This window comes from Nonomuraea sp. 3-1Str (genome assembly GCF_031570565.1).
GTDB lineage: Bacteria > Actinomycetota > Actinomycetes > Streptosporangiales > Streptosporangiaceae > Nonomuraea.
In genome coordinates this window covers 1-23,207 of record NZ_JALHBK010000009.1, presented here as the reverse complement: position 1 = coordinate 23,207, position 23,207 = coordinate 1, and the positions used below count along the sequence as shown (strand labels likewise).

General features: G+C 72.7%; 19 protein-coding genes and 1 pseudogene. 16 read left to right on the top strand and 4 right to left on the bottom strand.

Annotated features, from left to right (window positions below; translation table 11 throughout):
* Positions 1-68 precede the first annotated feature (68 nt).
* Positions 69-719 (bottom strand): TetR/AcrR family transcriptional regulator, encoded by a 651-nt coding sequence (locus MTP10_RS16410; RefSeq protein ID WP_310710250.1) that lies wholly within the window; start codon positions 717-719, stop codon positions 69-71.
* 93 nt (positions 720-812) lie between these two features.
* Between MTP10_RS16410 and MTP10_RS16405 the strand changes: the two genes are divergently transcribed.
* From MTP10_RS16405 to MTP10_RS16395, 3 genes are all read left to right on the top strand, one after another.
* Positions 813-2,033: an alpha/beta fold hydrolase gene (locus tag MTP10_RS16405; RefSeq protein ID WP_310710248.1), complete on the top strand. Its 1,221-nt coding sequence runs from the start codon at positions 813-815 to the stop codon at positions 2,031-2,033.
* A gap of 14 nt (positions 2,034-2,047) precedes the next feature.
* On the top strand, positions 2,048-2,620 hold the full coding sequence (locus MTP10_RS16400) for a TIGR03086 family metal-binding protein (protein WP_310710246.1): 573 nt from the start codon (positions 2,048-2,050) through the stop codon (positions 2,618-2,620).
* A 248-nt stretch (positions 2,621-2,868) separates the two neighbouring features.
* Positions 2,869-3,597 carry an SDR family oxidoreductase gene (locus MTP10_RS16395; protein WP_310710244.1) on the top strand — a complete coding sequence of 243 codons (729 nt, stop codon included), beginning with the start codon at positions 2,869-2,871 and terminating at the stop codon, positions 3,595-3,597.
* A 235-nt stretch (positions 3,598-3,832) separates the two neighbouring features.
* Here the strand turns inward: MTP10_RS16395 and MTP10_RS16390 are convergent, their stop codons facing one another.
* Positions 3,833-4,456 carry a CBS domain-containing protein gene (locus MTP10_RS16390; protein ID WP_310710242.1) on the bottom strand — a complete coding sequence of 208 codons (624 nt, stop codon included), beginning with the start codon at positions 4,454-4,456 and terminating at the stop codon, positions 3,833-3,835.
* Positions 4,457-4,804: 348 nt separating this feature from the next.
* Between MTP10_RS16390 and MTP10_RS16385 the strand changes: the two genes are divergently transcribed.
* From MTP10_RS16385 to MTP10_RS16375, 3 genes are all read left to right on the top strand, one after another.
* Entirely contained in the window at positions 4,805-5,332 is a 528-nt protein-coding gene (locus MTP10_RS16385; protein ID WP_310710240.1) for a DoxX family membrane protein, read from the top strand.
* Positions 5,333-5,512: 180 nt separating this feature from the next.
* On the top strand, positions 5,513-6,730 hold the full coding sequence (locus tag MTP10_RS16380) for an MFS transporter (protein ID WP_310710237.1): 1,218 nt from the start codon (positions 5,513-5,515) through the stop codon (positions 6,728-6,730).
* Positions 6,731-6,865: 135 nt separating this feature from the next.
* Entirely contained in the window at positions 6,866-9,958 is a 3,093-nt protein-coding gene (locus tag MTP10_RS16375; protein WP_310710236.1) for a CARDB domain-containing protein, read from the top strand.
* Between the two features lie 73 nt (positions 9,959-10,031).
* Here the strand turns inward: MTP10_RS16375 and MTP10_RS16370 are convergent, their stop codons facing one another.
* Positions 10,032-11,306, bottom strand: coding sequence for a helix-turn-helix transcriptional regulator (locus MTP10_RS16370; protein WP_310710234.1), 1,275 nt, complete (start codon positions 11,304-11,306; stop codon positions 10,032-10,034).
* Positions 11,307-11,511: 205 nt separating this feature from the next.
* Between MTP10_RS16370 and MTP10_RS41975 the strand changes: the two are divergent.
* From MTP10_RS41975 to MTP10_RS16355, 4 genes and pseudogenes are all read left to right on the top strand, one after another.
* Positions 11,512-12,741: pseudogene (locus MTP10_RS41975) on the top strand (aminotransferase class V-fold PLP-dependent enzyme); the annotation flags it as partial.
* Positions 12,718-13,560, top strand: coding sequence for a class I SAM-dependent methyltransferase (locus MTP10_RS41970; protein WP_397334471.1), 843 nt, complete (start codon positions 12,718-12,720; stop codon positions 13,558-13,560). The pseudogene MTP10_RS41975 and the gene MTP10_RS41970, both read left to right, overlap by 24 nt.
* A gap of 224 nt (positions 13,561-13,784) precedes the next feature.
* Positions 13,785-14,519 carry a GntR family transcriptional regulator gene (locus tag MTP10_RS16360; protein ID WP_310710230.1) on the top strand — a complete coding sequence of 245 codons (735 nt, stop codon included), beginning with the start codon at positions 13,785-13,787 and terminating at the stop codon, positions 14,517-14,519.
* Positions 14,520-14,624: 105 nt separating this feature from the next.
* Positions 14,625-15,611, top strand: a complete 987-nt coding sequence (locus MTP10_RS16355) for a halocarboxylic acid dehydrogenase DehI family protein (protein ID WP_310710228.1) — start codon at positions 14,625-14,627, stop codon at positions 15,609-15,611.
* A 124-nt stretch (positions 15,612-15,735) separates the two neighbouring features.
* On the opposite strand, the gene MTP10_RS16350 is transcribed toward MTP10_RS16355, so the two are convergent.
* Positions 15,736-16,152 carry a peptidase inhibitor family I36 protein gene (locus MTP10_RS16350; protein WP_310710227.1) on the bottom strand — a complete coding sequence of 139 codons (417 nt, stop codon included), beginning with the start codon at positions 16,150-16,152 and terminating at the stop codon, positions 15,736-15,738.
* 476 nt (positions 16,153-16,628) lie between these two features.
* Between MTP10_RS16350 and MTP10_RS16345 the strand changes: the two genes are divergently transcribed.
* The 6 genes from MTP10_RS16345 to MTP10_RS16320 all read left to right on the top strand — a co-directional run bounded on the left by MTP10_RS16345 (position 16,629) and on the right by MTP10_RS16320 (position 23,075).
* Positions 16,629-17,651: a LacI family DNA-binding transcriptional regulator gene (locus MTP10_RS16345; protein ID WP_310710224.1), complete on the top strand. Its 1,023-nt coding sequence runs from the start codon at positions 16,629-16,631 to the stop codon at positions 17,649-17,651.
* Between the two features lie 204 nt (positions 17,652-17,855).
* Positions 17,856-18,851 (top strand): sugar ABC transporter permease, encoded by a 996-nt coding sequence (locus MTP10_RS16340; protein WP_310710222.1) that lies wholly within the window; start codon positions 17,856-17,858, stop codon positions 18,849-18,851.
* The gene (locus tag MTP10_RS16335) at positions 18,844-19,701 is read left to right on the top strand and encodes a carbohydrate ABC transporter permease (RefSeq protein WP_310710220.1); all 858 of its coding nucleotides are present in this window, start codon (positions 18,844-18,846) and stop codon (positions 19,699-19,701) included. The genes MTP10_RS16340 and MTP10_RS16335 overlap by 8 nt, the downstream gene beginning before the upstream one ends.
* A gap of 19 nt (positions 19,702-19,720) precedes the next feature.
* Positions 19,721-21,031, top strand: a complete 1,311-nt coding sequence (locus tag MTP10_RS16330; RefSeq protein WP_310710218.1) for an extracellular solute-binding protein — start codon at positions 19,721-19,723, stop codon at positions 21,029-21,031.
* A 26-nt stretch (positions 21,032-21,057) separates the two neighbouring features.
* On the top strand, positions 21,058-22,158 hold the full coding sequence (locus MTP10_RS16325; RefSeq protein ID WP_310710215.1) for a Gfo/Idh/MocA family oxidoreductase: 1,101 nt from the start codon (positions 21,058-21,060) through the stop codon (positions 22,156-22,158).
* Positions 22,155-23,075: a PmoA family protein gene (locus MTP10_RS16320; RefSeq protein ID WP_310710214.1), complete on the top strand. Its 921-nt coding sequence runs from the start codon at positions 22,155-22,157 to the stop codon at positions 23,073-23,075. Before MTP10_RS16325 ends, MTP10_RS16320 begins: the two co-directional genes overlap by 4 nt.
* Positions 23,076-23,207 lie beyond the last annotated feature (132 nt).

Below are 23,207 nucleotides of genomic sequence, written 5' to 3'. Positions count from 1 at the left end.
CCCGTTCCCGGCGTGGCGCTCCGGGCCGACGGCCTGCGCATGCGGTACGGCGACGCCGAGGTCTTGGTCTACCCCTCCACCACCGTCCACGACTGGCGCGGCTCGTCTGGAACGGCATGGGGCGCTGTGCGTCGTCCGGCGGGACTGCGCAGCGCGAGCAGGCGCTCGACCAGCGTGTCGACGTAGTCGGGGGTGAGCGGCCCCGCCCCGAACAGGGTGCGGATGTACATCGGGGCCAGGATGTGGTCGAGGATGTCCAGGCCCTCCGGCGGGTCTTCCCCCCGTTCGCGGGCGCGATCGAGCATGCCCTGGATCTGGCGTGCGCGCTCGGCCAGGAACGCGTCCCGCGCCCGCGTGCCGTCCTCTCCGGCCGTGGACAGGGTGATGACCAGGCGCAGCACCGCCAGCCCGTCGGGGCCGGTGATGTCGCGGGTCACACCGGCGGCGTAGGCCCGCAGATCCTGCTCCAGGCTGCCGGTGTCGGGGATGGGCGAGGTGGTGGTGAGCCAGGTGATCGCCACATCCATGAGCAGGTTCTCCAGGGTGCCCCAGCGGCGGTAGACGCTGGTGTCGGCCACGCCCGCACGTTCGGCGACGTCACCGACGGTGAAGGCGCCGTGGCCGCGCTCGGCGATGAGGCCTGTGACCGCCTGGTGCACCGCCGCGCGTACGCGGGCGCTGCGCCCTCCGGGCCGCCGGGCTCGCTGCTGTTCCGCCATGCGCCCATCTTAACGCAGACGCCACTTGCGTTTGCTCTGAATCGTGCCCTACAGTCCTCCTGTCGCAGCTGGCACCTGCTTTAAGGAGCGATCATGAAGCCGCTGTTCTTCCCCGACAACCCCAGCTTCTGGTACGAGACCCTGCGTATCTTGGGGCATATCACCTACGGCGGCGCCGACTTCGGCGAGGTCGCCGTCACCAGCCAGCGGATCACTTCTGGCGACTACGACAGCTGGCACGACGAGTGGCTGGCCACCGCCGACCGGGTGGCCGACGAGGGCAAGGCGGCCCTGAAGGGCGGCCATCGCATCAGCGCCCGGGACGCCTTCCTGCGCGCGTCGAACTACTACCGCGCGGCCGAGTTCTTCCTGCACGGAGACGCCGCCGACCCGCGCATCCGGCACGCCTACGACCTCTCGGTGGCCTCCTTTCGCCAGGCCGCCACGCTGTTCACTCCGGCCGTCGAGCCGGTGGAGATCCCCTACGAAGACACGGTCCTGCCCGGTTACCTGTACCGGGCCGACGATTCCGGCGCCGCTCGGCCGACCGTGGTGATGCACAACGGGTTCGACGGCACGGTGGAGGAGATGCACTTCTTCGGGGCCGCCGCGGCCGTCGAGCGCGGCTACACGGTGCTGGCCTTCGACGGGCCCGGGCAGCCGGGCACCCGCCACAGCCAGGGCTTGATGTTCCGCCCCGACTGGGAGAACGTGGTCGGCCCTGTCATCGACTACGCGCTGACCCGTCCCGAGGTGGATCCGTCCGGCATCGCGCTGCTCGGCGTGAGCATGGGTGGCCAGCTCGCACCCCGCGCGGCCGCCTTCGACCAGCGCGTCGCCGCCCTCATCTGCCTGGACGGGGTCTATGACCTGGGCGAGATAGCCACCTCCGGCGTTCCGCTGCCGCGGCCCGAGGCCGAGCGACGGCTGCGCGCCGAGCATGACCCGGAGCTGGACGCCATGATGGAGGCGGCGATGGCCGCCGGCCCGATGCTGCGCTGGGCCATCGAGCACGGCATGTTCGCCATGGGCGTCGGCACTCCCCGCGCGTTCGGCGCCGCCTACCTGGACTACCATCTGCGCGGCGGCATCGCCGAGAAGATCAGCTGCCCCACCCTGGTCTGCGCCGGAGCCGACGACGGGTTCTTCAAGGGTCAGCCCGACCTGCTGCACGAACACCTGACCTGCCCCAAGACGCTGCTCACCTTCACCGCCGAGCAGGGCGCCGACGCGCACTGCCAGTCCGGTGCCCAGCGGCTGGCTTTCGCCCGCGTCTACGACTGGCTGGACGACGTCCTCGCCAAGAACGCATGACCTCTATGGAGACCATGATGACCCCTGTGATCGACCAGATCGGCCGAGCCCTCGACATGACTGCCGCCATCGTCAAGGGCATCGCGCACGACCGGCTCGACGACCCCACCCTCTGCCCCGGCTGGGACGTACGCGCCGAGCTCAACCACCTGGTCGGCGGCATGCGCATCTTCGCCGCCGAACTCACCGGCACCGACGCCGGCGCCGCCCACGAGGACGACTGGCTCGGCGCCGACCCGCAGGCCGCCTACACCCTCGCGGCCGACCTCGACCGCGTGGCCTGGCATCGACCGGGCGCGCTGGACGGCACCGTGCGGCTGGGGTTCGGCGCTGTCCCCGGTTCGATGGCCGCGCTCATCCACCTCACCGAGGTTCTCGTGCACGGCGCCGACCTGGCACTCGCCACCGGTCAGGAACACCTCATCGACGAAGAGTCCTGCGACGAACTGCTCACGATCATGCGGGGCATGGACTTCGACGCCTTCCGCCGGCCCGGCATGTTCGGACCCGCCCTGCCGGCAGCGGACGAGGCCCCCGCCCACCGGCGGCTTCTGGCCTTTCTCGGTCGCGACGTCGCACACCGCTGACCCACGTGCGACCTCGCGCAAGGCAGGACGCTGGAGGAATCACCCACCGCATGAACCACCCGCTGGGCGGCTCATGCGGGACAGCGATGCCTGAGTTACCGTCATCCAGCGTGGGATGGGGTGGCTGTGAGGTCCGCGCGGAGCTTCGCCCTGGGGGAGAACGAGATCCTCGCTGAGGTGGACGGTGTGCCGGAGACGCTCAGAACAGCGCCATCCCTGACAAGGATCATTTGAGTGAGGAGATCGACATGACGCTTGATGGCCGGCGAGTTCTGGTGATGGGGGGCAGTTCGGGCATTGGCGAGGCGAGCGCCGCGCTGTTCGCCCAGCAGGGAGCCGAGGTCGTGATCACCGGCCGTGGCGAGGGACGCCTGGCCGAGGCCGCCGCGCGGATCGGCGGCAAGGTCGCCTTCCAGCGGGTGGACGGCACCAACGAGGAGGCGGTCAGGGGCTTCTTCGCCCAGGAGGCCACCTATGACCACCTGGTGCTGGCGTTGAGCGGCGGTTCGGGCGCGGGCCCGTTCGCCACCCTGGATCTGGAGCAGTTGCGGGGCGGATTCGAGGGCAAGTTCTGGGTCCACGTACGAATCCTGCAGGCGGCCCTGCCCCGGCTGCGCGAGAACGGCTCGATCACCTTGATCACTGCCAGCTCCGCGCGGGCGGCCGTGCCCGGCACGGCGGGCCTGGCCGCGATCAACGGGGCGCTGGAGGCGATGATCCGCCCGCTGGCCACCGAGCTGGCCCCGATGCGCGTCAACGCCGTCTCCCCGGGCATCATCGACACCCCCTGGTGGGACAAGCTGCCCGCCGAGCAGCGGGAGGCCACGTTCGCCGAGCACGCCGCCGCGCTCCCGGTCGGCCGGGTGGGCCAGGCCGCGGACGTGGCCCAGGCGGTGCTGCTGGCCGCCACCAACGCGTTCATGACCGGCCAGGTGATCGAGGTCAACGGCGGCCTCACCCTTCCTTCCGGTCGCTGACCCGACAGCGGAGGAGGAGCCCGCCGCGGTCAGGACGCGTGAGCGGGCCCACCACCAGGCCCACGAAGCCGCTGCCCGCACCCGCCTGCTGGCTGGAGATCAGCCGGCATCTCACCGGCGTGCCCTTCCCCACCATGCCACTCCAGGCCGCCTGACCCTCAACCACCCGCCGGGCGGCTGAAGTCGGCGCCGCTCCTCGAAACCGCAGGGCAAGTCGGCGGAAGCCGCTTGCCGATCACCTCAGCCACCGGACCCGGACGACGCCGGGCACGGCGCGGGCCAGCATGTCGGTGACGTGCGCGGCGAGCGCGTCGTCCGATCCGGGGTCGGGCACGTCACCGGCCGCCGGGCGCAGCTCGGCGACGCCGTCGCGCACGGTCACCGCCCAGAAGGGGCCGTGCGGGTAGTGGTCACGCAGGGCGGCCACCACCTCCTCGCACAGCTCCTCGTCGGGGCGGGCGAGTACGCCCATGAGGTCGCGGCAGCCGACCATGCCCACCACCTCCTGGCCGGCGAGCACGGGCAGGCTCTTGATCTGCTTGCCCACCAGGAGGTCGATGGCCGTGGTCACGTCCGTCGTCTCCGTCACGGTGATCACCGCGTGCGTCATGACCTGCCACACCTCGCCGGGCGGCGGCGCGGAGGCGGCCGGGGAGGGGTCGGCGGTCGTTCCCGGGCCGGGCTGGAACTCACCGCGCAGCAGGTCCAGCTCGGACACGAGGCCGACCAGCCGGCCCGCGTCGTCGAGGACGGGGGCGGCGGCGATGTCGTGGCCGTGCAGCAGCCGGATGGCCCGGCGGATCGAGGCGGTGCGCCGGACCGTCACGGCGGGGCTCGACATGATGTCCCGCACCAGCATGGATACCCGTCCCTCCCCGCCCGATGCTCTTGGGCCTGGCCGGACGCGGCGGACCTTCGTCGGCGCGGTCCGGGCGGCGGCGGTGGGCGTCACCTCCGGCCGCAGGCTTGATGCCCGTTCCGACCTGGGAAGATTCCCCTTCGTGCGGCACGATTCCGGCCATGGTGCCGACGGGCGCGGCGGCACGGGGCGCTGCGGGCGAGGCGCCGCAGGGCCGAAAGTCCCATCGGGCAGGGCTGGAAGGTCCCGGTGAACGGGTCCTTCCGGCTCTGCTCGCCGGGCGGCGGACGCGGTGTTCTTGAACTGCGCAACCGATCCCCCCGACCCGGTAACGAAAAGGAGGCCGTCATGGCCGCCACCCTCCCCCGCAACGCCGCTGACGCCCCCACAGCCGGGACGGCGCGCCGCCCGGTCGACTACGTCTGGGCCGCCGCCCGGATCTCGATCGGCTGGGTGTTCCTGTGGGCGTTCCTGGACAAGACCTTCGGCTGGGGCTTCGCCACTCCCGCCGCCAAGGCGTGGACCGCGGGCGGCAGCCCGACCACCGGCTTCCTCAAGGGCACCGGCGAGAACGCGCTCGGCGGGCTGTTCTCCGCGCTGGCCGGTCAGGCGTGGGTGGACTGGCTGTTCATGGCCGGGCTGCTCGGCATCGGCCTGGCCCTGGTCCTGGGCGTCGGCACCCGGATCGCGGCCGTCGCCGGCGGCCTGATGCTGGCCCTGATGTGGGCCGCGGAGCTGCCCCTCACCACCAACCCCTTCATGGACGAGCACATCGTGTACGCCATCGTGCTGGCCGGCCTGGCCCTGACCGGCGCCGGCGCCACCCTGGGCCTGGGGGCCCTGCCCATCGTCCGGCGCCACCCCATCCTCAAGTAGCTCCCCGGCAGGCCCGCGTGGACGCCCACCCCGATCCCCGGGGTGGGCGTTCGCGCGTCACCAGGGACGGGGAGGCGGGATTGTGAACCGGGCCAAGATCATGATCGAATATCGTTGATCCCGAGCGCACCTCATCTTCACCGTGTCATGCCCTCCGTCCCCAGCAGGGAAGCCGGTTCGATGTCCATGCCCTTGCTCACCCCGACGCGCCGCGTGGGGCCCGGTTGGATCGTCGCCTACGTCGTCGCCGGGTTCGGCGCGCAGATCGCCTCCCAGTCGCCGAGCACGTTCCTGATGCCGCAGCAGATCGCCGGCATCGACCCCACCGGCAAGATCGGCGGGTTCGCGTGGGTCAGCGCGATGGGAGCCGTGGCGGGCATCATCGCCGGGCCGCTGTTCGGCGCGCTGTCCGACCGCACCCGGGGCCGGCTCGGCCGTCGCCGGCCGTGGATCGTGGGCGGGGCGCTGGCCTGCGCCGCCGCCTTCGTGTTCCTGGCCGCCCAGGACACCGTCACCGGTGTGGCCGTGGGCGCCCTGCTGCTGTCCGTCGGGATGTCCGCCGTGGGCGCCGGCTACAACACGACGGTCCCCGACCAGGTGCCGGTCACCCAGCGCGGCCTGGTCCTGGGCTGGGGCGCGGTGCCGCAGGCCGCCGCGATGGTGTGCGGCGGGCTGATCCTGGCGGCCACCACCGCTCCCGCCTCCGGCTACCTGGTCCTGGCCGGCGTCCTGGTCCTGGTGGTGCCGTTCGTCGTGGTCACCCGCGACCCGCGGCCACCCGCCGGGGAGCGCCGGCCGTTCACGTGGAAGGGCTTCCTCGACGGCTACCGGATCGACCCGCGACGCCGTCCCGACTACGCCTGGGCGCTGGCCACCCGCTTCCTCATGACCCTCGGGTACGGCATCGGCACCCTCTACATCCCGTACTTCCTGGAGGACGTCGTCGGCCGCCCCGACGACCTGCTGACCGTCGTCGCGGTCAACGGCGCGTCGGTCGTCGCGCTCTCGGTGGTCAGCGGCTGGCTGTCCGACCGGCTCGGCCGCCGCCGGATCCTCGTCTTCGCCGGCTCGGGCGTCATGGCGGCGGCGGGCGTCATGCTGGCCCTGTCGCCCACCTGGACCATGACGCTGGTCTGCGCGGTCGTGCTCGGCGTCGGGTACGGGATCTACATCGGCGTGGACGGCGCCCTGATCACGCAGGTGCTGCCGGCGGCCGGCGACCACGGCCGGGACCTGGCCGTGGCGCAGCTCATGGGCAGCCTGCCGTACGTGATCGTGCCGGCCGCCGCATCCGTGATCCTCACCTACCTCGGCGGCTACTCCGGCCTCTACCTGGTCTCGGCGCTCGTCTCCGCGCTGGGAGCGGTCCTCATCTGGCGGGTCAAGTCGGTGCTCTGACCGGTACGGTGCGGGATATCCCGGCACCGCCCTAATTCCCGGCAAAGCCTCATCCGAGGGGAGGGCTACTCAGGCGCCGGAACTCCCCCTTCTGAATCCTTGCCACAGTCACATCAGATGGCAGGGGGAATTGTCATGCATCCTCACTCCGGCGGGACGGTCCGGGCCAGAGCGCTCGCGATCCTCGCCGCGTTGCTGCTGGTCACGGCCGCGCTGGCCGCCGTGGCCGCGCCGGCCAAGGCCGCGACCGACGTCCGGCTGAAGCTCTCCATCACCTGGATCCAGCAGGGAGAGAACCCCGACGACGACGGCGGCGACGGCGACTACTTCCCCGAGATCCGCATCGGCGACGGTCCCCTGCTGCGGAAGCCGTACGTCCAGGACGACGTGTTCGACCCGAGCAACTTCCCCGACCCGTGGGTCTTCACCCAGGACGTGCAGGTGCCCGACGACAGGACCACCGTGCCGGTCCTGGTGCGGCTGTGGGACTACGACGACGGCACCAACTTCGGCGACGACCACATGGACATCAGCCCCCAGAACCAGGACGACGACCTCGACCTGCAGTACGACATCGGCACCGACACCTGGACCGCCCCCGGCGACCTCATCACTCCCGGCCAGGAGCGCATCACCGGTGACGGCGACCCGAACTTCCCCGACACCAACGACGGCGTCGCCCTCACCGTCGGCGTGAAGATCGAGCGGCTGACCCCCCTGCCCGACATCGACGGCGACGGCATCTACGACGTCATCGAGCGGTTCGGCGTGCGCGACAAGGACGGCTCGATGCGGTACGACCTCAAGGCCATGGGCGCGAACCCCTGCCGCAAGACGGTCGTCGTGCAGATCGACTACATGACCGGCGCCGCCGACGGGCACAGCCACGAGCCGAAGGACGCGGCGATCGAGGAGGTCGAGCGGGCCTTCGAGGACGGGCCGGTCGATCCCGTGTCGCCCTGCCCGTACCCCGGCTTCACCACCGCGCAGGGCGTCGACTTCGTGCACGTGGCGGGCAAGCCGATCCCCGAGCAGACCGTCATGGGCCTGGACGCGGCCTACCGAGCCGCCCGCAACGCGAACTTCAGCCCGCTGCTCGCCCCGTACGCCCACTACGCGATCTTCGGCCACCAGCTCACGTCCGGCGGGCTGAGCTCCGGCCGGTGCTGCGAGACGGACCGCGGAGGCAAGGACTTCATCGTCACCCTCGGCGGCTGGCGCACGGTCTGCGTCGCCCCCGGCGACAACGGGACGCTCGACACGACGCCCGCCTCCACCGACGTGAAGATGGGCGAGGACGTGCTCGTCGGCACCGACCGCGCCTGCGACACCGAGGTCAAGCCGGGCACCGACGACCGGCAGATCCTGAAGAAGGGCACCGGGGCCGCCGACGCGGACGTGGGGACCGTACGCGACCAGTCCGGCAGCATCATGCACGAGCTCGGCCACGCCCTCGGCCTCCCGCACGGCGGCACGGACCGCACCAACTTCAAGCCCAACTACCTCAGCGTCATGAACTACGCCTTCGACCCCATCGGCATCCCCACGGGCCCCGAGCCGCTGCCGCGGCGCCTCGACTACTCGCGCCAGTCGCTGGCCGCGCTCGACAGGACCGCGCTCGTGGAGGCGGACGGCATCGCCGACGGCGAGGACTTCACCCGCTGGCGGCTCCCCGGCGGAAACCAGCTGTTCGGTCCCGGAGCCGGCGCGCTGAACTGGAACGACAACGTCGTGGCCGGCACTCCGGTGATCGACCCCGCTCCCGTCGCGGCCGACATCAACTCCGACGACGACGTCTGCGTCCTCGCCGGCACGGACGGCGTCCTCACCACGATGCCCTCCGGCAACGACGAGAACGTCGGCGACGCCATCCTCAACGGCGGCGACGCCTGCAACACGGCCCCCGGGCCCGGCGACACCGGTCGCGCCACCACCCTGACCGGCCACGACGACTGGGGGACCCTCAAGTACCGCGCGGTGGGCTCCAAGGACGCGGGCGCGGCGGCGTCCTCGCCGTCGGGCACCGAGATCGCGTTCCCGGCCGTGCTCGGGGCCGAGCTGGCCCTGCGTGACTTCTACGACCCGGACGTCACCGCGGCCAAGACCGTGGACAAGGCCGAGGCGCTGCCCGGCGACACCCTCACCTACACCGTGCGGGTGCACAACGAGGGCCGGGGGACCGCGGCGGCCGTACGGGTGACCGACACCTTCCCGGACGGCACCACGGCGGAGCGGCGGCGGACGACCCTCGCCCCCGGCGCGGACCACACCGAGACGTTCGCCTACCTCGTGCCCTGCACGGCCGACGACGGCTCGTCCCTGACCAACAGCGCCACCGTCCAGGCCCAGAACCTCGCCGGCGGGCCCGAGACCGACACGTCCGACAACACGAGCACGGCGCGCAGCACCGTCAGGGCGCCCCACCTCACCCTGGCCGCGACCGCGACCCCCACCGCCGGTGCCGGGGAGGCCGCGACCACCACCCTGACCGTTCGCAACACCGGCGGCGCCGCCGCCACCGGCGTCACGCTCACCTACGCCCTGCCCGACGAGGTGTACTACAGCACCGCCCTCGACCAGGGGAGCGGGCCCCGGCCGACGGAGGTCTCCGGGGGCACGCTGACCTGGCGGCTCGGGCCGGTGGAGCCGGGGGCGACGGCGGCCGTGCGGTTCACCACCCGCTCCAGCCTGCTCGTCACCGGCGGCACGGCGCAGACCGGACAGGCCAAGGTCGTGTACGTCAACGCGAACGGCTGCTCGTACGCCCCGGTGACCGCCTCGGCCACCTCGACGGTCACCGAGGTGACGCCGAGCCGCGACCCGCGGCCGTCCACGGTGTGGGCGGTGCTGGCCTCGCTGCGGACGCCCGAGCTGCTGGCCCGAGTGCAGGCCACCGACACCCGCTTCGACGGGGCCGACGGCTCCGTGCCGGACGGGCGGCTCTCGCAGCAGGAGGTGTCGGCCGCGCTGATGCCGCCGCTGCCGCAGCCGCGCGCGCTGCGGGCCGAGCTGCTGGGCACGTACCTCAACCTGGGCAGCCGGCGCGTCAACGCGGCCACGGCGGTGCGCAGCTTCGTCCTGGACCGGCTCGGGCTGCGCACGGTCGGCGCCGCCGCCCGTCACTCCCGGACCGTGCTGACCGGGCCGCCCGGGGCCGACATCACGGCGTACCAGAACGCCACGCTGGGGCTCATCGAGATCAACTCGGGAGCCGCCGAACGCTACTGAGGTCCTGAGGAGGGGCGCCGCGGCTCGCGGCGCCCCTCGCGCTCGCGGGTCTTCGCGGGTCTTCGCAGGCCGGTCAGGCGGTGAGGCGGGTGAGCTCGCGGAGCTCGCCCTGGGTGGTGGCGCAGTCGAGGAGTCGCAGCTCCGCGAGCAGCCGCACCGCCCGCGCGCCGTGCTTCAGCTCCTCCGGGCAGGTCTCCGCGACCTTGCGGAGCAGGGCGGCGGCGGCGCGCGGGTCGCGCTCCCCGGCGTGGGCGGTCGCCAGCGTGAGGAGCTGCCGGACCCGGCGGTCCCGCGTGGACAGGCGGGCCGGGTCGATGCCCTCCGCCAGCCGCAGGGCCTGGCGGTGGCGGCCCACGCGGACCGCGGCCGAAGCGGCGCGCAGGTCCAGCTCCACCAGGAAGTCGTCGCGGTCCTCGCCGAGCCGGCCGGCGAGCCTGCGGGCGCGGTTCAGCAGCTCCTCGGCGCCCAGCAGGTCGTTCTCCGCCGCCGCGGCGAGCGCCGCCGCGAGCAGGCACGCCCCCACGGCCGACCGGCGCTCCGATCCGTCCTCCGTACGGGTCCCGCCCACGCCTGGCGGTCCCGGCGCCTCGGCGGCGAGGTCGGCGGCCGTCAGGGCGACGCGGCGGGCGTCGGCCGGGCGGCCCAGCCGCACCAGGACCTCGGCCGTCTCCGCCCGCGCCAGCGCCGCGGCCGAGGGGTCGCCCGGCGCGGCCGACACCGCCCGGTCCGCCGCCAGCAGGGCCAGCGCGTGCTCCCCGCACCCCCGCAGCACGGTCGCGAACAGCCGGTACACCCGCCCCAGCTCCACCCCCGCCTGGGCCCGGTCCGTCTCAGGTTCGCGGCGGGCCGTGGCGTCCGCCATGACCAGCAGGCCGGGCAGGTCGCGGCGCAGCTCCGTGTAGCGGCGCGGCGACCGCCGCCACACCTCCCAGGCCGCCGTCACGTGCCGGCGCACCCGGTGGACGCCCGCGGCCGCCTCGCCCTCCGCGGGACGGCGGGGGAACAGCAGCGCGAGCCCCATCTCGTCCGCCCCGCCGGAGCCCCCGCCCGCGTGCCCGCCGGGCCCCGCCATGGCGGACCCAGAAACGGCGGACCCCGACCCGGCGGGCCCTGTCACGGCGGGCAGCGCGATGGGACCGCCGACCAGCTCCGACATGTCCACGACCCGCAGGACACCGGCGATGCGCATGAGGGTGGACAGCCGGTCCAGCGGCCGCACCCCCTTCTCGACGAGCCGCAGCCACTCCTCGCTGCACCCCACGAGGTCGGCCAGGACCCGCCGGGACAGACCGCGCGCACGGCGCATGGCCATGATCCGCGCTCCGTCGACCAAGTAATCGCCGGCCATGCGGCCAGGTTAGGCGCCAGATCACGAACGGCCGACGGCCAGAAACGGCGGCCGTTTCCTGCCGCCCGCCGGCACCGCGCCCGCGGCCGGAGCCCGGCTATCGTACGGAGGACATCGTGGGCTCCAGGTGGCGCAACTCCAGTTGGATCCGCGCCCGCCGGCCCGGGCGACACTGCCGCTACACCGCACGGCAGAGGAGGCCACGATGGCGATCGACGTCGAGTCGATTCGGAAGGCATTCCCGTTCTTCGAGACACCGGCTGACGGCTCCCGCCCACTCGTCTACCTCGACAGCGCCGCCACCACGCAGAAACCCGCCGCGGTGCTCGACGCCCTGGCCCACTACTACACGCGCGCCAACGCCAACGTCCACCGCGGCGTCTACCGCCTGGCCGTCGAGGCGACCGAGCTGTACGAGGGGGCCCGCCGCACCGTGGCCGCCTTCGTCGGCGCGTCCCGCCCCGAGGAGATCGTCTTCACCAAGAACGCCACCGAGGCCGTCAACCTCCTGGCGAACTCCCTCATGTGGGCCGGCGAGGGACTTCGCGTCGGCCCCGGCGACGAGATCGTGCTGACCGAGATGGAGCACCACTCCAACCTCATCCCGTGGCGGCTGCTCGCCGAGCGGGCCGGCGCGACCGTGCGCTACCTGGGCATCACCGACGACGGCCGCCTCGACCTGTCCCGCCTGGCCGACGTGGTGACCGAGCGGACGAGGGTGATGGCGGTCGTGCACGCCTCCAACATCCTCGGCACCGTCAACCCGATCGCGCCCATCGCCGCCCGCGCCGCCGAGGTCGGCGCCCTGCTGGTGGTGGACGCGGCGCAGTCGGTGCCGCACCTCCCGGTGGACGTGACCGCGCTGGGCGCGGACTTCGTGGCGTTCTCCGGGCACAAGATGTGCGGGCCGACCGGGATCGGCGTGCTGTGGGGCAGGCACGAGCTGCTGGAGGCGCTGCCGCCGTTCCTCGGCGGCGGTGAGATGATCGAGACGGTCAGCGTCGACGCCATGCGGTACGCCGCGCCGCCGCTCAAGTTCGAGGCGGGCACGCCGCCGGTCGCGCAGGCCGTCGGGCTGGGCGCGGCCTGCGACTTCCTGACCGAGATCGGCATGGACGCGATCGCCGCGCACGACCAGGCCCTGGTCGAGTACGCGCTGGACCGGCTCGGGCGGGTGCCCGGCATCCGGTTCATCGGGCCGGCGGACGGTGTGGACCGGCTGCCGCTGCTGTCGTTCGTGGTGGACGGCGTCCCGCTCCAGCGGTTGCGGACCGACCTGGATGAGGCGGGCATCGCGGTGCGTTCCGGCCACCACTGCGCCCAGCTCGCGTGCAGCCGCTTCGGCATCCCTGCGGCCATCCGGTCGTCGTTCTACCTGTACAACACGTCCGACGAGGTGGACCACCTGGCCGTGACGCTGGAGCGGGCGACCAGGTCGGGCAGGGGCGCGGGGCCGGGGCCGGCGTTCGAGGCGGGCGGTGTGGAGCGGGTCCGGCCGTACCAGGAGGTGCTGGTGCCGGGGATCTTCGGCCCGTGGGCGGAACGGCTGGTCGCCGCGCTGGCGCCCGAGCCCGGGGCGCGGGCGCTCGACGTCGGCACCGGGCCGGGGACGGTGGCGCGCGTGCTCGCGGCGGCCGTGGGTCCAGGGGGCGCGGTCGTCGGCACCGACCCCAGCCCGGCCATGCTCACACTCGCCCGAGAGGACCCCGCGCCGGTCCAGTCAGCCTCGGTCCAGTACGTCGAGTGCGGGGCCGCGCCGCTGCACGTGTCCGACGAGGCGTTCGACGTCGTCACCGCGCAGCAGGTGCTGCAGTTCGTGCCGGACCGGCGGGCGGCCCTGGCGGAAATGCGCAGGGCCGCCCGGCCGGGCGCGCGGATCGCCGTCGTCACCTGGCTGCCTCTGGCGCGCAACCCGCTGTTCCGCGCGCTGCGTGACGCGGTGGCCGCCGTGCTCGGCCCGGAGCAGGCGGAGCTGTTCGAGGAGCCGTGGTCGCTGGCGGGGGAGGAGGTCGCCGCCCTGGTGGAGGAGGTCGGGTTCACCGAGGTCGAGCGGCACGAGTGGACGGTGCCGGTCACCCTGCCGGGCGGGCCGGACGCGCTGTGCTGCCTGTTCGGGTTCTCGGCCGTGGCACCGTACGTCGCCGCCCACCGCGAGGCGTTGCACCGGGCCGTACGCGAGGGCCTGGCGGGGCACACGGACGGCCGCGGCCTGCACGGGGACACCGCGGCGAGCGTCGTCATGGCCCGCGCCTGAGCGGCCCCCCTCCCTGAGCGGCCCCCCTCCCCGAGTGGCCCGGTTGCCTGAGCGGCCCGCCCGTCTCACCGGCCCGCGCGCCGGCGCGCCTGTACGACCGCCGCGCCGGCGCGCTCCGCCGACGGGCCGGCCGGTCACGGGCGCGTTGGCGCGGGTTCCGGCTTCGGCATACAGTCTGTGAGAATCTTCGTGAAGGGCCCGCGGGGCGACGGACCGGAGGACTGATGGCCGAGCGACCTGGGAAGGCACGCGTGGAGGAGCCCGCGGCGCGACGGAGAAGACCGCGCGCCGGCAGCGGCGAGTCCCTCGGCGACCAGGCGTACGAGCACATCCGCGCCGCGATCCTCGAAGGCGTCTACCGCCCCAACCAGCGCCTGCCCGAGGACGAGGTCGCCGCCCGCCTCAACAGCAGCCGCACGCCCGTCCGCGTCGCGCTGATGCGCCTGGCCGACCAGGGGCTCGTGGTCCGCGAACGCCAGGGCTGGGTCGTGCGCGAGCACACGCCCGACGAGATCCGCGAGATCTACGAGGTGCGCTGCGCCCTGGAGTCCATGGCGACCGGCCTGACCGCCGTGCGCGCCTCCGAGGAGCAGCTCGCCCGCATCGCCGCGTTCTACGACGCCCCGGTCGAGGAGTACGAGCGCCGTCCCCGCGCCGAGCTGGGCCGCATGAACCGCGACTTCCACCACGCCATCGTCCAGGCGTCGGGCAACGGGCGGCTGCTCGGCGAGTGGCTGCGCAACCGCGACTTCGGCGTCACGTACAACATGGCCGCCGTCTTCACCGGCGACGAGATCGTCACCTGCGTGGAGGGTCACAAACGCATCATCGCGGCCCTGCTGCGCCGCGATCGCGCGGGCGCCGAGCGCGAGGCGCGCACGCACGTCGAGGACGTCCAGGCGGCGGCGAGCCGCCGCCTCGACGCGCTGCGCATGCCCGCGGGCTTCTACCTGTCCTGAGAGAGCGCCGTCCAAGGGGCGGGCGGCTCACCCGGTCGCCGTGGGGGTGGTCCGTGCTGCGACAGCCTCTTGATGCGTTGGATCCTAATTTGTACTCTACGTTGTATGCAGCCTGGCAGCGACTCCTCCCGCGACCCCCGCACCTTCCCCTCCGTCGGTCCGCGGACGGGGGAGGAGCGGCGCCGGTTCGCCGGCGCCACCCCCGCCAAGGAGCCGGTCATCACGACCGAGCGGGCCGACGCCGCCCGCGGCGCCGCGCTGCTGCCGTCACTGTCCGCCGGGCCGGAGCTGAGCCCCGAGGCCGCCAGGGTGATCGGGGAGGTGCCCGGATACCTCGGCGTCCCGTTCGTCAGCCCCATCTTCCAGGCGCTGGCCAACTACCCCGGCTATCTCGTCCCGGCCTGGGACCGGTTCAAGCCGGTCATCGGCTCGCCGGAGTTCAGGCGGGCGGCGGCCGGGCTCGGCGTGCCGGGCGGGCTGCTCCCCGGCCCCGACCCGGCGCTGCTCACCGCGGACGCCGACCTCGACCGGGTCCGGCGCTACACGGTCACCTTCCACCGGCTGCTGCCCGAGCTGCTGCTGCTCGCCTCCTGCTGGTACCGCGGGGTCACCGTGGGGGCGCCCGCGTCCCTCGCCCTCGACGGCCGGACGCCGGTGGAGGGTCCAGGACCGCGCGGCGTGCCGCCCGAGGCGGTCACCATCGCGCCGGACCCGTCGGAGCCGGAAGAGGACCTCGCCCGCGTCTACCAGGAGATCCGCGCCCTGCACGACCATCCCCGGGTGCTGAGCTACTACCGCGCGCTCGGCACCTGGCCCGGCCTCATGCTCGGTGTGTGGGAGCGGCTCGGGCCGCTCGCCCGTGGCGACGCGTACACCGCGGCGCGCGACCAGGTGCTCGCCAGGGCCGCCGCCACTGCCGCCACGCTGCCCGTGCCGTTGGTCGAGCCCGAGCACGCCGGGGAGGTCGCGGCCGTGCTGGCGCTGTCCCGCCCCCGCCTCATCCCCGCGCTGCTGCTCGACACGGCCGTCGTCCTCGCGCTGCTGGGGGAGGACACCCAGGTGGGGGAGGACGCCTCGGTCGTCACCGCCTGAGCCGCCGGGCCTCGGCTCGCTGCCGGAGGCGCCGGCCGCCGGCCGGCGGGACGCCTCTTCCGGGACTGCGGCCCGGCGGCGCGCGTGCCCCCTCGCGCGCCGCCGGGCCTGGCCTGGAGCCGGGTCAGCCGTGCGAGTCGGTGACCGAGCGGGCGAGCGTCACCTCGCAGCCCGGGCCGTTCGGGCCGCCGACGCGGACGGAGTTGAAGAAGTCACGGAAGGCGCTGTAGAAGTTGCCCTTGCCGCCGGGTGAGGTCACGGCTGAGCAGCCGCCGTAGTTCGCCCCGGAGTACAGGTGGATGTACGAGCTCGTGCGGTTCCAGTCGGACTTGGACCGGCTCGCCATGTTCAGCGCGGCCAGGTCGGGGGTGTCGCTCTTGAGCTCGATGATGTCGCCGGAGCCGTCGAGGCCGGAGAACAGGCAGTAGTAGCCGGCATGGCAGCGGTCGTAGCCGTCCGCCGCCTGGGCCGGGCTGCTGGTCAGGGTGGCCAGCGCGATGGCCGCCACCGGTAATGCCAGCAACTGAAGCTTCTTGCCCACTGTCCCTCCAGGGGTGAAACTTTTCTTCGAGTACGGGTCCGACCATACCTGTTGAGATCTTGCGGGTGAAGGGGTCAGGGCGATCAGACCGAGCAGCCGGCCCGGCACCTGGTACGGGTACCGGCAGGCGTTGCGCTCGGGGAGCGGTGTCGTGGTCGTCGTGTGTGCCGGCGGGCGCCGTAGCGGCGGGTGGCCGGAGTTTCGCCGGGAGAATGGCGAGAGAAACGTCCGCCCGCCGCCCGTGAGCCTTTACCCGAAAGGCGTCCTCCCGCCTCTCCGAGCCTTTATCCGAAAGGCGTCCTCCTGCCCTCCCGAGCCTTTACCGAAAGACGTGACCGTGGAAGCGGGAGCGGCCTTCGCATTCGCCGCGCCGGTCCGCCCACGAGCCGATTCCGATGCCCATGTCCCGTGCCGCCGGGCGTTCCAGTATCGTTCGTCGTCGGCCTGAGGCACGAGGCGGAGGAGAGGGACGGCGCATGCCCCACGCGGCGAGACCCACGGTCACGCTGCACGACGTGGCGGCGGCGGCCGGCGTCTCGGTGGCCACCGCCTCCCGGGTGCTGGGCGGCGGCTCCCGCAAGGTCGCCCCCGAGTACGAGGCGCGCGTCCTCGCGGCTGCCGCGGCCCTGCGCTACACGGTGGACGCCTCCGCGCGGGCGATGCGGCGCGGCAGCGACTCCGTCGCCCTGGTCGCCGACGACCTCACCACCCCGTCCATGGGCATCATCGTGGCCGCCATGGAGCGCCGGGCCAGCATGGCCGGGGCCTTCGTGACGGTCTCCTCGACCCGCGCCACGCCGGAGCGGCAGCTCGACACCGTCCGGCAGCTCCGGGCGCTGCGCCCCCGCGCGCTCGTCCTCACCTCCAGCCGCTTCGAGGCCGGCGCGCTCGGCGGGCGGCTGCTGAAGGAACTGCTCGCCTACGAGCGCGAAGGCGGCCGGATCGTCATCGTCGGCGGCACCGACATGCCGTTCAGCTCCATCGGCTTCGACGACCACGGCGCGGGCCGCGCGGCCGGCGCGTTCGCCGCGCGGTCCGGCCACCGGCGCGTCGCGATATTCGCCGGAAATCACGCGCGCATGAGCATGTCGGCCCGTGTCGCCGGAATTGTCCAAGGGCTCAGGGAAGGCGGCGTCGACGAGCGCGACATTCGCATTGTCGAATGCGAAGTCAGCCGTCAGGGCGGATTCGACGCGGCGGCCCGGCTGGCCGCCTCGGGAATGGCCGGGACGGACGCGGTCCTGGCCGTCAACGACGTCATCGCCATCGGCGCGTTGTCGGCTTTCCGGGCCGCCGGCGTGGCCGTTCCCGAGGACGTGTCGGTGACGGGGGTGGACGACATCCAGCTCGCGAGCGACGTGACGCCACGGCTGACGACCGTGTCGCTGCCGCTCGCCCGGGTCGGCGCGCTGTCGATCCGCCTCGCTCTGGCCAGGACGCCCCGGCTCCGGCGGCTGGTCGTACGCGGGGAGCTCGTTGTCCGGGAGAGCACCCGCTAGCCGGCCGAAGCGCCCGTCCACGCGCCGCACCCGCGTCCCTGCCGGGTGGTATGTCCGGGAGTGCCCGGTTGGGGCCACTCTCCGGAACAACTCTTGACGCTGCTGTAACAGCCGTGCAAACTGCGGAATACGTTTTCCCAACGGCGAAGCGCGCCCGCTCGCCGTGGCAGGAGGTTCCCCCATGATCACGTCGAGGAGGGCCGCATGAGCGCTCTCGGCGAGCTCCAGCGCATGCGCAAAGGCAGCGGCGGCACCCTCTCCGGCGGACGCGGCGGCGCGGGCCGTACCGGCGCGGACGGCACCGGCGGTCGCGACAGGAAGGTCGGCGACAGGAAGGACAACAAGGCCGCCTACCTGTTCCTGGCGCCCTGGTTCGTCGGCCTGCTGGTCGTCACCGCGGGCCCGATCGCCGCGTCCCTGGTGCTCGGGTTCACCGACTACAACCTGATCCAGCCGCCCGTCTTCAACGGCGTGGACAACTTCACCCGCATGCTGGCCGACACCCGCCTGCACAAGGCGCTCGGCGTGACGCTGACCTACGTGCTCGTCTCGGTGCCGCTCCAGCTCGCCTGCGCCCTCGGCCTCGCGCTGCTGCTGGACCGCGGGCTGCGCGGACTGCCCTTCTACCGGTCGGCGTTCTACCTGCCGTCGCTGCTCGGGTCGAGCGTCGCCATCGCCGTCCTGTGGCGGCAGATCTTCGGCGCGGAGGGCCTGTTCAACCAGGTGCTCGGGGTGTTCGGCGTGGAGGGGCGCGGGTGGATCTCCGACCCCGGCACGGCCCTGTCCACGCTCATCGTGCTCAACGTGTGGACGTTCGGGGCGCCGATGGTGATCTTCCTGGCGGGGCTGCGGCAGATCCCCGTGATGTACTACGAGGCCGCCGCCACGGACGGCGCGAGCAGGTGGACCCAGTTCCGGCGGATCACGATCCCGCTGCTGTCACCGATCGTGTTCTTCAACCTCGTGCTCCAGATCATCCACGCGTTCCAGTCGTTCACCCAGGCGTTCGTGGTCTCCGGCGGCAGCGGGGGGCCGTCCAACTCGACGCTCTTCTACACCCTGTACCTCTACCAGCGGGGATTCGGCAACTTCGACATGGGCTACGCGTCGGCGCTCGCCTGGCTGCTCCTGGTGATCATCGCCGGGTTCACCGCGGTCAACTTCTGGGCCGCCAAGTTCTGGGTGGTCTACGATGACTGACCCCCGCCGCCCCCTCCACCTCGGCCACGCCGTGCGCACCGTGCTCAAGCACGCCGGCCTCATCGCGCTCGCGCTGGTCATGCTCTACCCGGTGCTGTGGATGGTCGTCAGCTCGCTGCGGCCCAACAACGAGATCTTCCGCCGCCCCGGCCTGGTCCTCGACAGCCTCCAGACGCAGAACTACACCGAGGGCTGGAACGCGCTGACCGCGCCCTTCGGCCACTACCTGCTCAACTCCGCGATCCTCGTGCTGGCCTGCATCATCGGCAACCTGGTGTCGTGCTCGATGGCGGCCTACGCCTTCGCCCGCCTCGACTTCACCGGCAAGCGCCTGTGGTTCGCGATCATGCTCGGCACCATCATGCTGCCGATCCACGTGATCATCGTCCCGCAGTACATCCTGTTCTCCCAGCTCGACTGGGTGAACACGTTCCTCCCGCTGGTGGTGCCGAAGTTCCTCGCCACCGACGCGTTCTTCGTCTTCCTCATGGTGCAGTTCATCCGCGGCCTGCCGCGCGAGCTGGACGAGGCGGCCCGCATCGACGGCTGCGGCCATCCGCGGATCTTCGTGCGGATCATCCTGCCGCTCATGCTGCCGGCCCTCGCCACCACGGTCATCTTCACCTTCATCTGGACGTGGAACGACTTCTTCAGCCAGCTCATCTACCTGACCGACCCGGAGATGTACACCGTCCCGGTGGCGCTGCGCTCGTTCGTCGACTCGACGGTCGCCACCTCCTGGGGGTCCATGTTCGCGATGAGCGTCGTGTCCCTGGCCCCCGTCTTCCTCGCCTTCCTCGTCGGCCAGCGGTACCTCATCCGGGGCATCGCGACCACCGGCGGCAAGTGACCCCCTCGAAGGAACCCTCATGCGAGACTCACGCATCGGCCGCCCGCTCCGGGCGGCGGCACTGGCCACGGCGGCCGTGCTCATGCTCGGCGCCTGCGGCAGCGGCGGCGGCGCCGCGAGCCAGGAGTTGTCGGACAAGCCCGTCACCCTGCGCTTCACCTGGTGGGGCGCCGACGAGCGGCACAAACGCACCCAGCAGGTCATCGACCTGTTCCAGAAGAAGCACCCGAACATCACGGTCAAGGGCGAGTTCAAGGACTGGAACGGCTACTGGGAGAGCCTGGCCACCACCGTCGCCGCCAACGACGCGCCCGACGTCATCCAGATGGACGAGCTGTACCTGTCGTCGTACGCCGAGCGCGGCGCGCTGCTCGACCTGGGCACGGCCGCCAAGAACCTCAAGACCGCCGACTTCGACAAGTCCGCGCTGGACACCGGCGTCGTCAAGGGCAAGCAGTACGCGCTGCCCGTCGGCCTGTCCGCGTACGCGATGGTGGTCAACACCGGCCTGCTCGACACGTACAAGGTCAAGCTGCCCGACGACGCGAGCTGGTCGTGGGAGGACCTGAGGACGGTCGGCGCCGAGGTGTCGAAGGCCAGCGGCGGCAAGGTCAGCGGCGTCCAGTCCCTCGGCTTCGAGGCGGGCGGCCTGAACGTCTGGGCCCGCCAGGCCGGCGCCGCCCTGTTCGACGCCGACGGCAAGGTGGCGGTCCCGCCGGAGGTGCTGACCTCCTACTGGACCTACATCCGTGACCTGGCCAAGCAGGGCGTCACCCCGCCGCCGTCGGTGACCATCGAGCGGGCCGGCTCCGCGCTGGACCAGTCCGGTACGGCGACCAACACCTCGGCCTTCGCCACCTGGTGGAACACCCAGCTCACCTCGCTGACCGCGGCCAGCGGGTCGAAGCTGAAGCTGCTGGGACTGCCCGGCGAGGCGCAGGCCAAGTCCCCGGCCGCCTACTACAAGTCGTCCATGTACTGGTCGATCTCCTCGCGCAGCAAGCACCCGGCCGAGGCGGCGCTGTTCGTGGACTTCCTCGCCAACGACGAGGAGGCGGCGAACATCCTGCTGACCGACCGCGGCGTGCCCGCCAACAAGCGGATCCGGACGGCCATCACCCCCAAGCTGGCCGAGACCGACAAGGCCGCGGCCGAGTACCTCGACACCCTCAAGGTCGGCACCGCGCCGCGCGTCACCCCGAACGGCGCCAGCAACCTGGAGGCGATCATCAAGCGGCACACCGAGGAAGTGCTGTTCGACCGGATGACGCCCGAGCAGGCGGCCAAGTCGTTCATCACCGAGCTGCAGTCCGAGATCGACGGCGCCTGACGCCCACCCCACACAGGAGCTTCACCTTGTCTCAACGGAACTACCGGTCCGCGATCGTCGGCACCGGTGGGATCGCCACCGCCCACGCCCGCGCCGTCACCGGCTCGGGCGGCCGGGCACACCTCGCCGCCGCGGTCGACGTGGACCTCGAACGGGCTGAGGCGTTCGCCGGGACGTGGGAGATCCCCCGCGTCCACGCGAGCCTGACCGACCTGCTGCGCGAGGAGCAGGTGGACCTCGTCCACCTGTGCACCCCGCCCGAGCTGCACGCGCCGCTGGCGCTGGAGTGCCTGGAGGCGGGGGTGACGGCGCTGGTGGAGAAACCGCCGACGCTGTCGCTCGCCGAGATGGACACGCTCGTGGAGGCGGAGCGCCGCTCGTCCGCGCACGTCGCGACCGTCCTGCAGCACCGCTTCGGGGCGGGCGCCGTACGGCTGCGCCGCCTGGCCGGCGCCGGCGAGCTGGGCCGGCCGTTGCTGGCCACCTGCGCCACCCAGTGGTACCGCGACGAGGCGTACTTCGCGGTGCCCTGGCGCGGCACGTGGGAGAAGGAGGGCGGCGGGCCGACCATGGGGCACGGCATCCACCAGTTCGACCTGCTGCTCTCCGTGCTCGGGCCGTGGAGCGAGGTGACCGCGATCGCCGCCCGCCGGGCTCGCGACGTCGACACCGAGGACGTGTCGATGGCGCTGGTCACCTTCGACAGCGGCGCGGTCGCCACCGTGGTCAACTCGGTGGTGTCGCCGCGGCAGACCTCCGAGCTGCGCTTCGACTACGAGCACGCCACCGTCGAGGTGGAGCACCTGTACGGCTACACCGACGACGACTGGACCGTCACCCCGGCCCCCGGCCACGAGGACGTCGTCGCGCTGTGGAACCGCGAGCACGCCACCGTGCCGAGCGGCCACGAGGGCTGGTTCGCGGCGGTGCTCGACGCCCTCGACCGGGACGAGGCGCCGCCCGTCACGGTCGGCGACGCCCGGCGGACGATGGAGTTCGTCGCCGCCCTGTACGCCTCCGCCTTCACCGGCGAGCGCGTCCGCAGTGGACAGATCACGCCCGATCACCCGTTCGCGCCACGCATGGACGGGACGGGCACACCCTGGGAAAAGGTGAGGAATCCGTGACCCTTCAGGTCGACCACGCTCTCGGCCGGTCGGTCGCCGTCTCGGCGGGCGGCGTCCAGCTTCTCACCTACGTCTACCGGCCCGACACGCCCGTGCTGGAGTCGCCGAAGCCGTACCTGCACCCGATCCGCACGCTCGGCGGCGCGGAGGTGTCACTGTTCCGGCCGCACGACCACGTCTGGCACAAGGGCATCGCCTGGTCGCTGCCGCACGTGGGCGAGCACAACTTCTGGGGCGGCCCGACGTACGTCCACGGGCGGTTCTACGTGCAGCTCGACAACAACGGCAGCGCCACCCACCAGGAGATGACCACCCTGACGGCGCAGGGCGTCCGGGCCGGGATCGGGCACACCCTCGCCTGGACCTCGCAGGCCGGCGACCCGGTGATCGAGGAGCGGCGCGGGCTGGAGGTCTCCGTCCTCGACGACGCCACGTGGGCCCTGGTGTTCGACACGGCCATGACGAACGTGTCGGGCGCGCCGCTGGCCTTCGGCTCCCCGACCACGAAGGGCCGCGAGAACGCCGGCTACGGCGGCCTGTTCTGGCGCGGCCCGAGATCGTTCACCGGAGGCGTCATCCAGTCGCCCGCCGGGGCCGGCGGCGACGAGCTGCGCGGCACCCGCGCCGAGTGGTTCGGCTTCCGCGGCCGGCACGACGGGACCGGCGGCCACTCCACGATCGTCATGGTGGACGACACCGCGAACCCGCGGCATCCGCCGCAGTGGTTCGCGCGCACCGAGGAGTTCGCCTGCCTGTGCCCGGCGCCGTTCTTCAGCGAGGAGCTGGAGCTGCCGGACGGCGAGACGCTGCGCTTCCGGTACGCGGTCGTGGTGGCCGACGGCGACCGGGGCGAGGAGGGCACCGCGCTGCTGGCCGGGCGGGGCCGGGCGGCGCTCGCAGGGGAGGCGCCGGCATGACGTTCCCCGGCGGCACGTCGGTCAGCCGGTTGTCGGTCTACTCCGGCGTCTGCGCGGCCGACGGCCTGGCGGGCGGCACGCCGCACCTGCACACCGCCTCCACCGAGGCGTACGTGGTGATCGGCGGCAGCG

What these genes read in the sequence shown, in the direction of transcription:
- MTP10_RS16410 (WP_310710250.1), bottom strand. Translation starts at nt 719, where the DNA reads ATGGCGGAACAGCAGCGAGCCCGGCGGCCCGGAGGGCGCAGCGCCCGC.
- MTP10_RS16405 (WP_310710248.1), top strand. Translation starts at nt 813, where the DNA reads ATGAAGCCGCTGTTCTTCCCCGACAACCCCAGCTTCTGGTACGAGACC.
- MTP10_RS16400 (WP_310710246.1), top strand. Translation starts at nt 2,048, where the DNA reads ATGATGACCCCTGTGATCGACCAGATCGGCCGAGCCCTCGACATGACT.
- MTP10_RS16395 (WP_310710244.1), top strand. Translation starts at nt 2,869, where the DNA reads ATGACGCTTGATGGCCGGCGAGTTCTGGTGATGGGGGGCAGTTCGGGC.
- MTP10_RS16390 (WP_310710242.1), bottom strand. Translation starts at nt 4,456, where the DNA reads ATGCTGGTGCGGGACATCATGTCGAGCCCCGCCGTGACGGTCCGGCGC.
- MTP10_RS16385 (WP_310710240.1), top strand. Translation starts at nt 4,805, where the DNA reads ATGGCCGCCACCCTCCCCCGCAACGCCGCTGACGCCCCCACAGCCGGG.
- MTP10_RS16380 (WP_310710237.1), top strand. Translation starts at nt 5,513, where the DNA reads ATGTCCATGCCCTTGCTCACCCCGACGCGCCGCGTGGGGCCCGGTTGG.
- MTP10_RS16375 (WP_310710236.1), top strand. Translation starts at nt 6,866, where the DNA reads ATGCATCCTCACTCCGGCGGGACGGTCCGGGCCAGAGCGCTCGCGATC.
- MTP10_RS16370 (WP_310710234.1), bottom strand. Translation starts at nt 11,306, where the DNA reads ATGGCCGGCGATTACTTGGTCGACGGAGCGCGGATCATGGCCATGCGC.
- MTP10_RS16360 (WP_310710230.1), top strand. Translation starts at nt 13,785, where the DNA reads ATGGCCGAGCGACCTGGGAAGGCACGCGTGGAGGAGCCCGCGGCGCGA.
- MTP10_RS16355 (WP_310710228.1), top strand. Translation starts at nt 14,625, where the DNA reads ATGCAGCCTGGCAGCGACTCCTCCCGCGACCCCCGCACCTTCCCCTCC.
- MTP10_RS16345 (WP_310710224.1), top strand. Translation starts at nt 16,629, where the DNA reads ATGCCCCACGCGGCGAGACCCACGGTCACGCTGCACGACGTGGCGGCG.
- MTP10_RS16340 (WP_310710222.1), top strand. Translation starts at nt 17,856, where the DNA reads ATGAGCGCTCTCGGCGAGCTCCAGCGCATGCGCAAAGGCAGCGGCGGC.
- MTP10_RS16335 (WP_310710220.1), top strand. Translation starts at nt 18,844, where the DNA reads ATGACTGACCCCCGCCGCCCCCTCCACCTCGGCCACGCCGTGCGCACC.
- MTP10_RS16330 (WP_310710218.1), top strand. Translation starts at nt 19,721, where the DNA reads ATGCGAGACTCACGCATCGGCCGCCCGCTCCGGGCGGCGGCACTGGCC.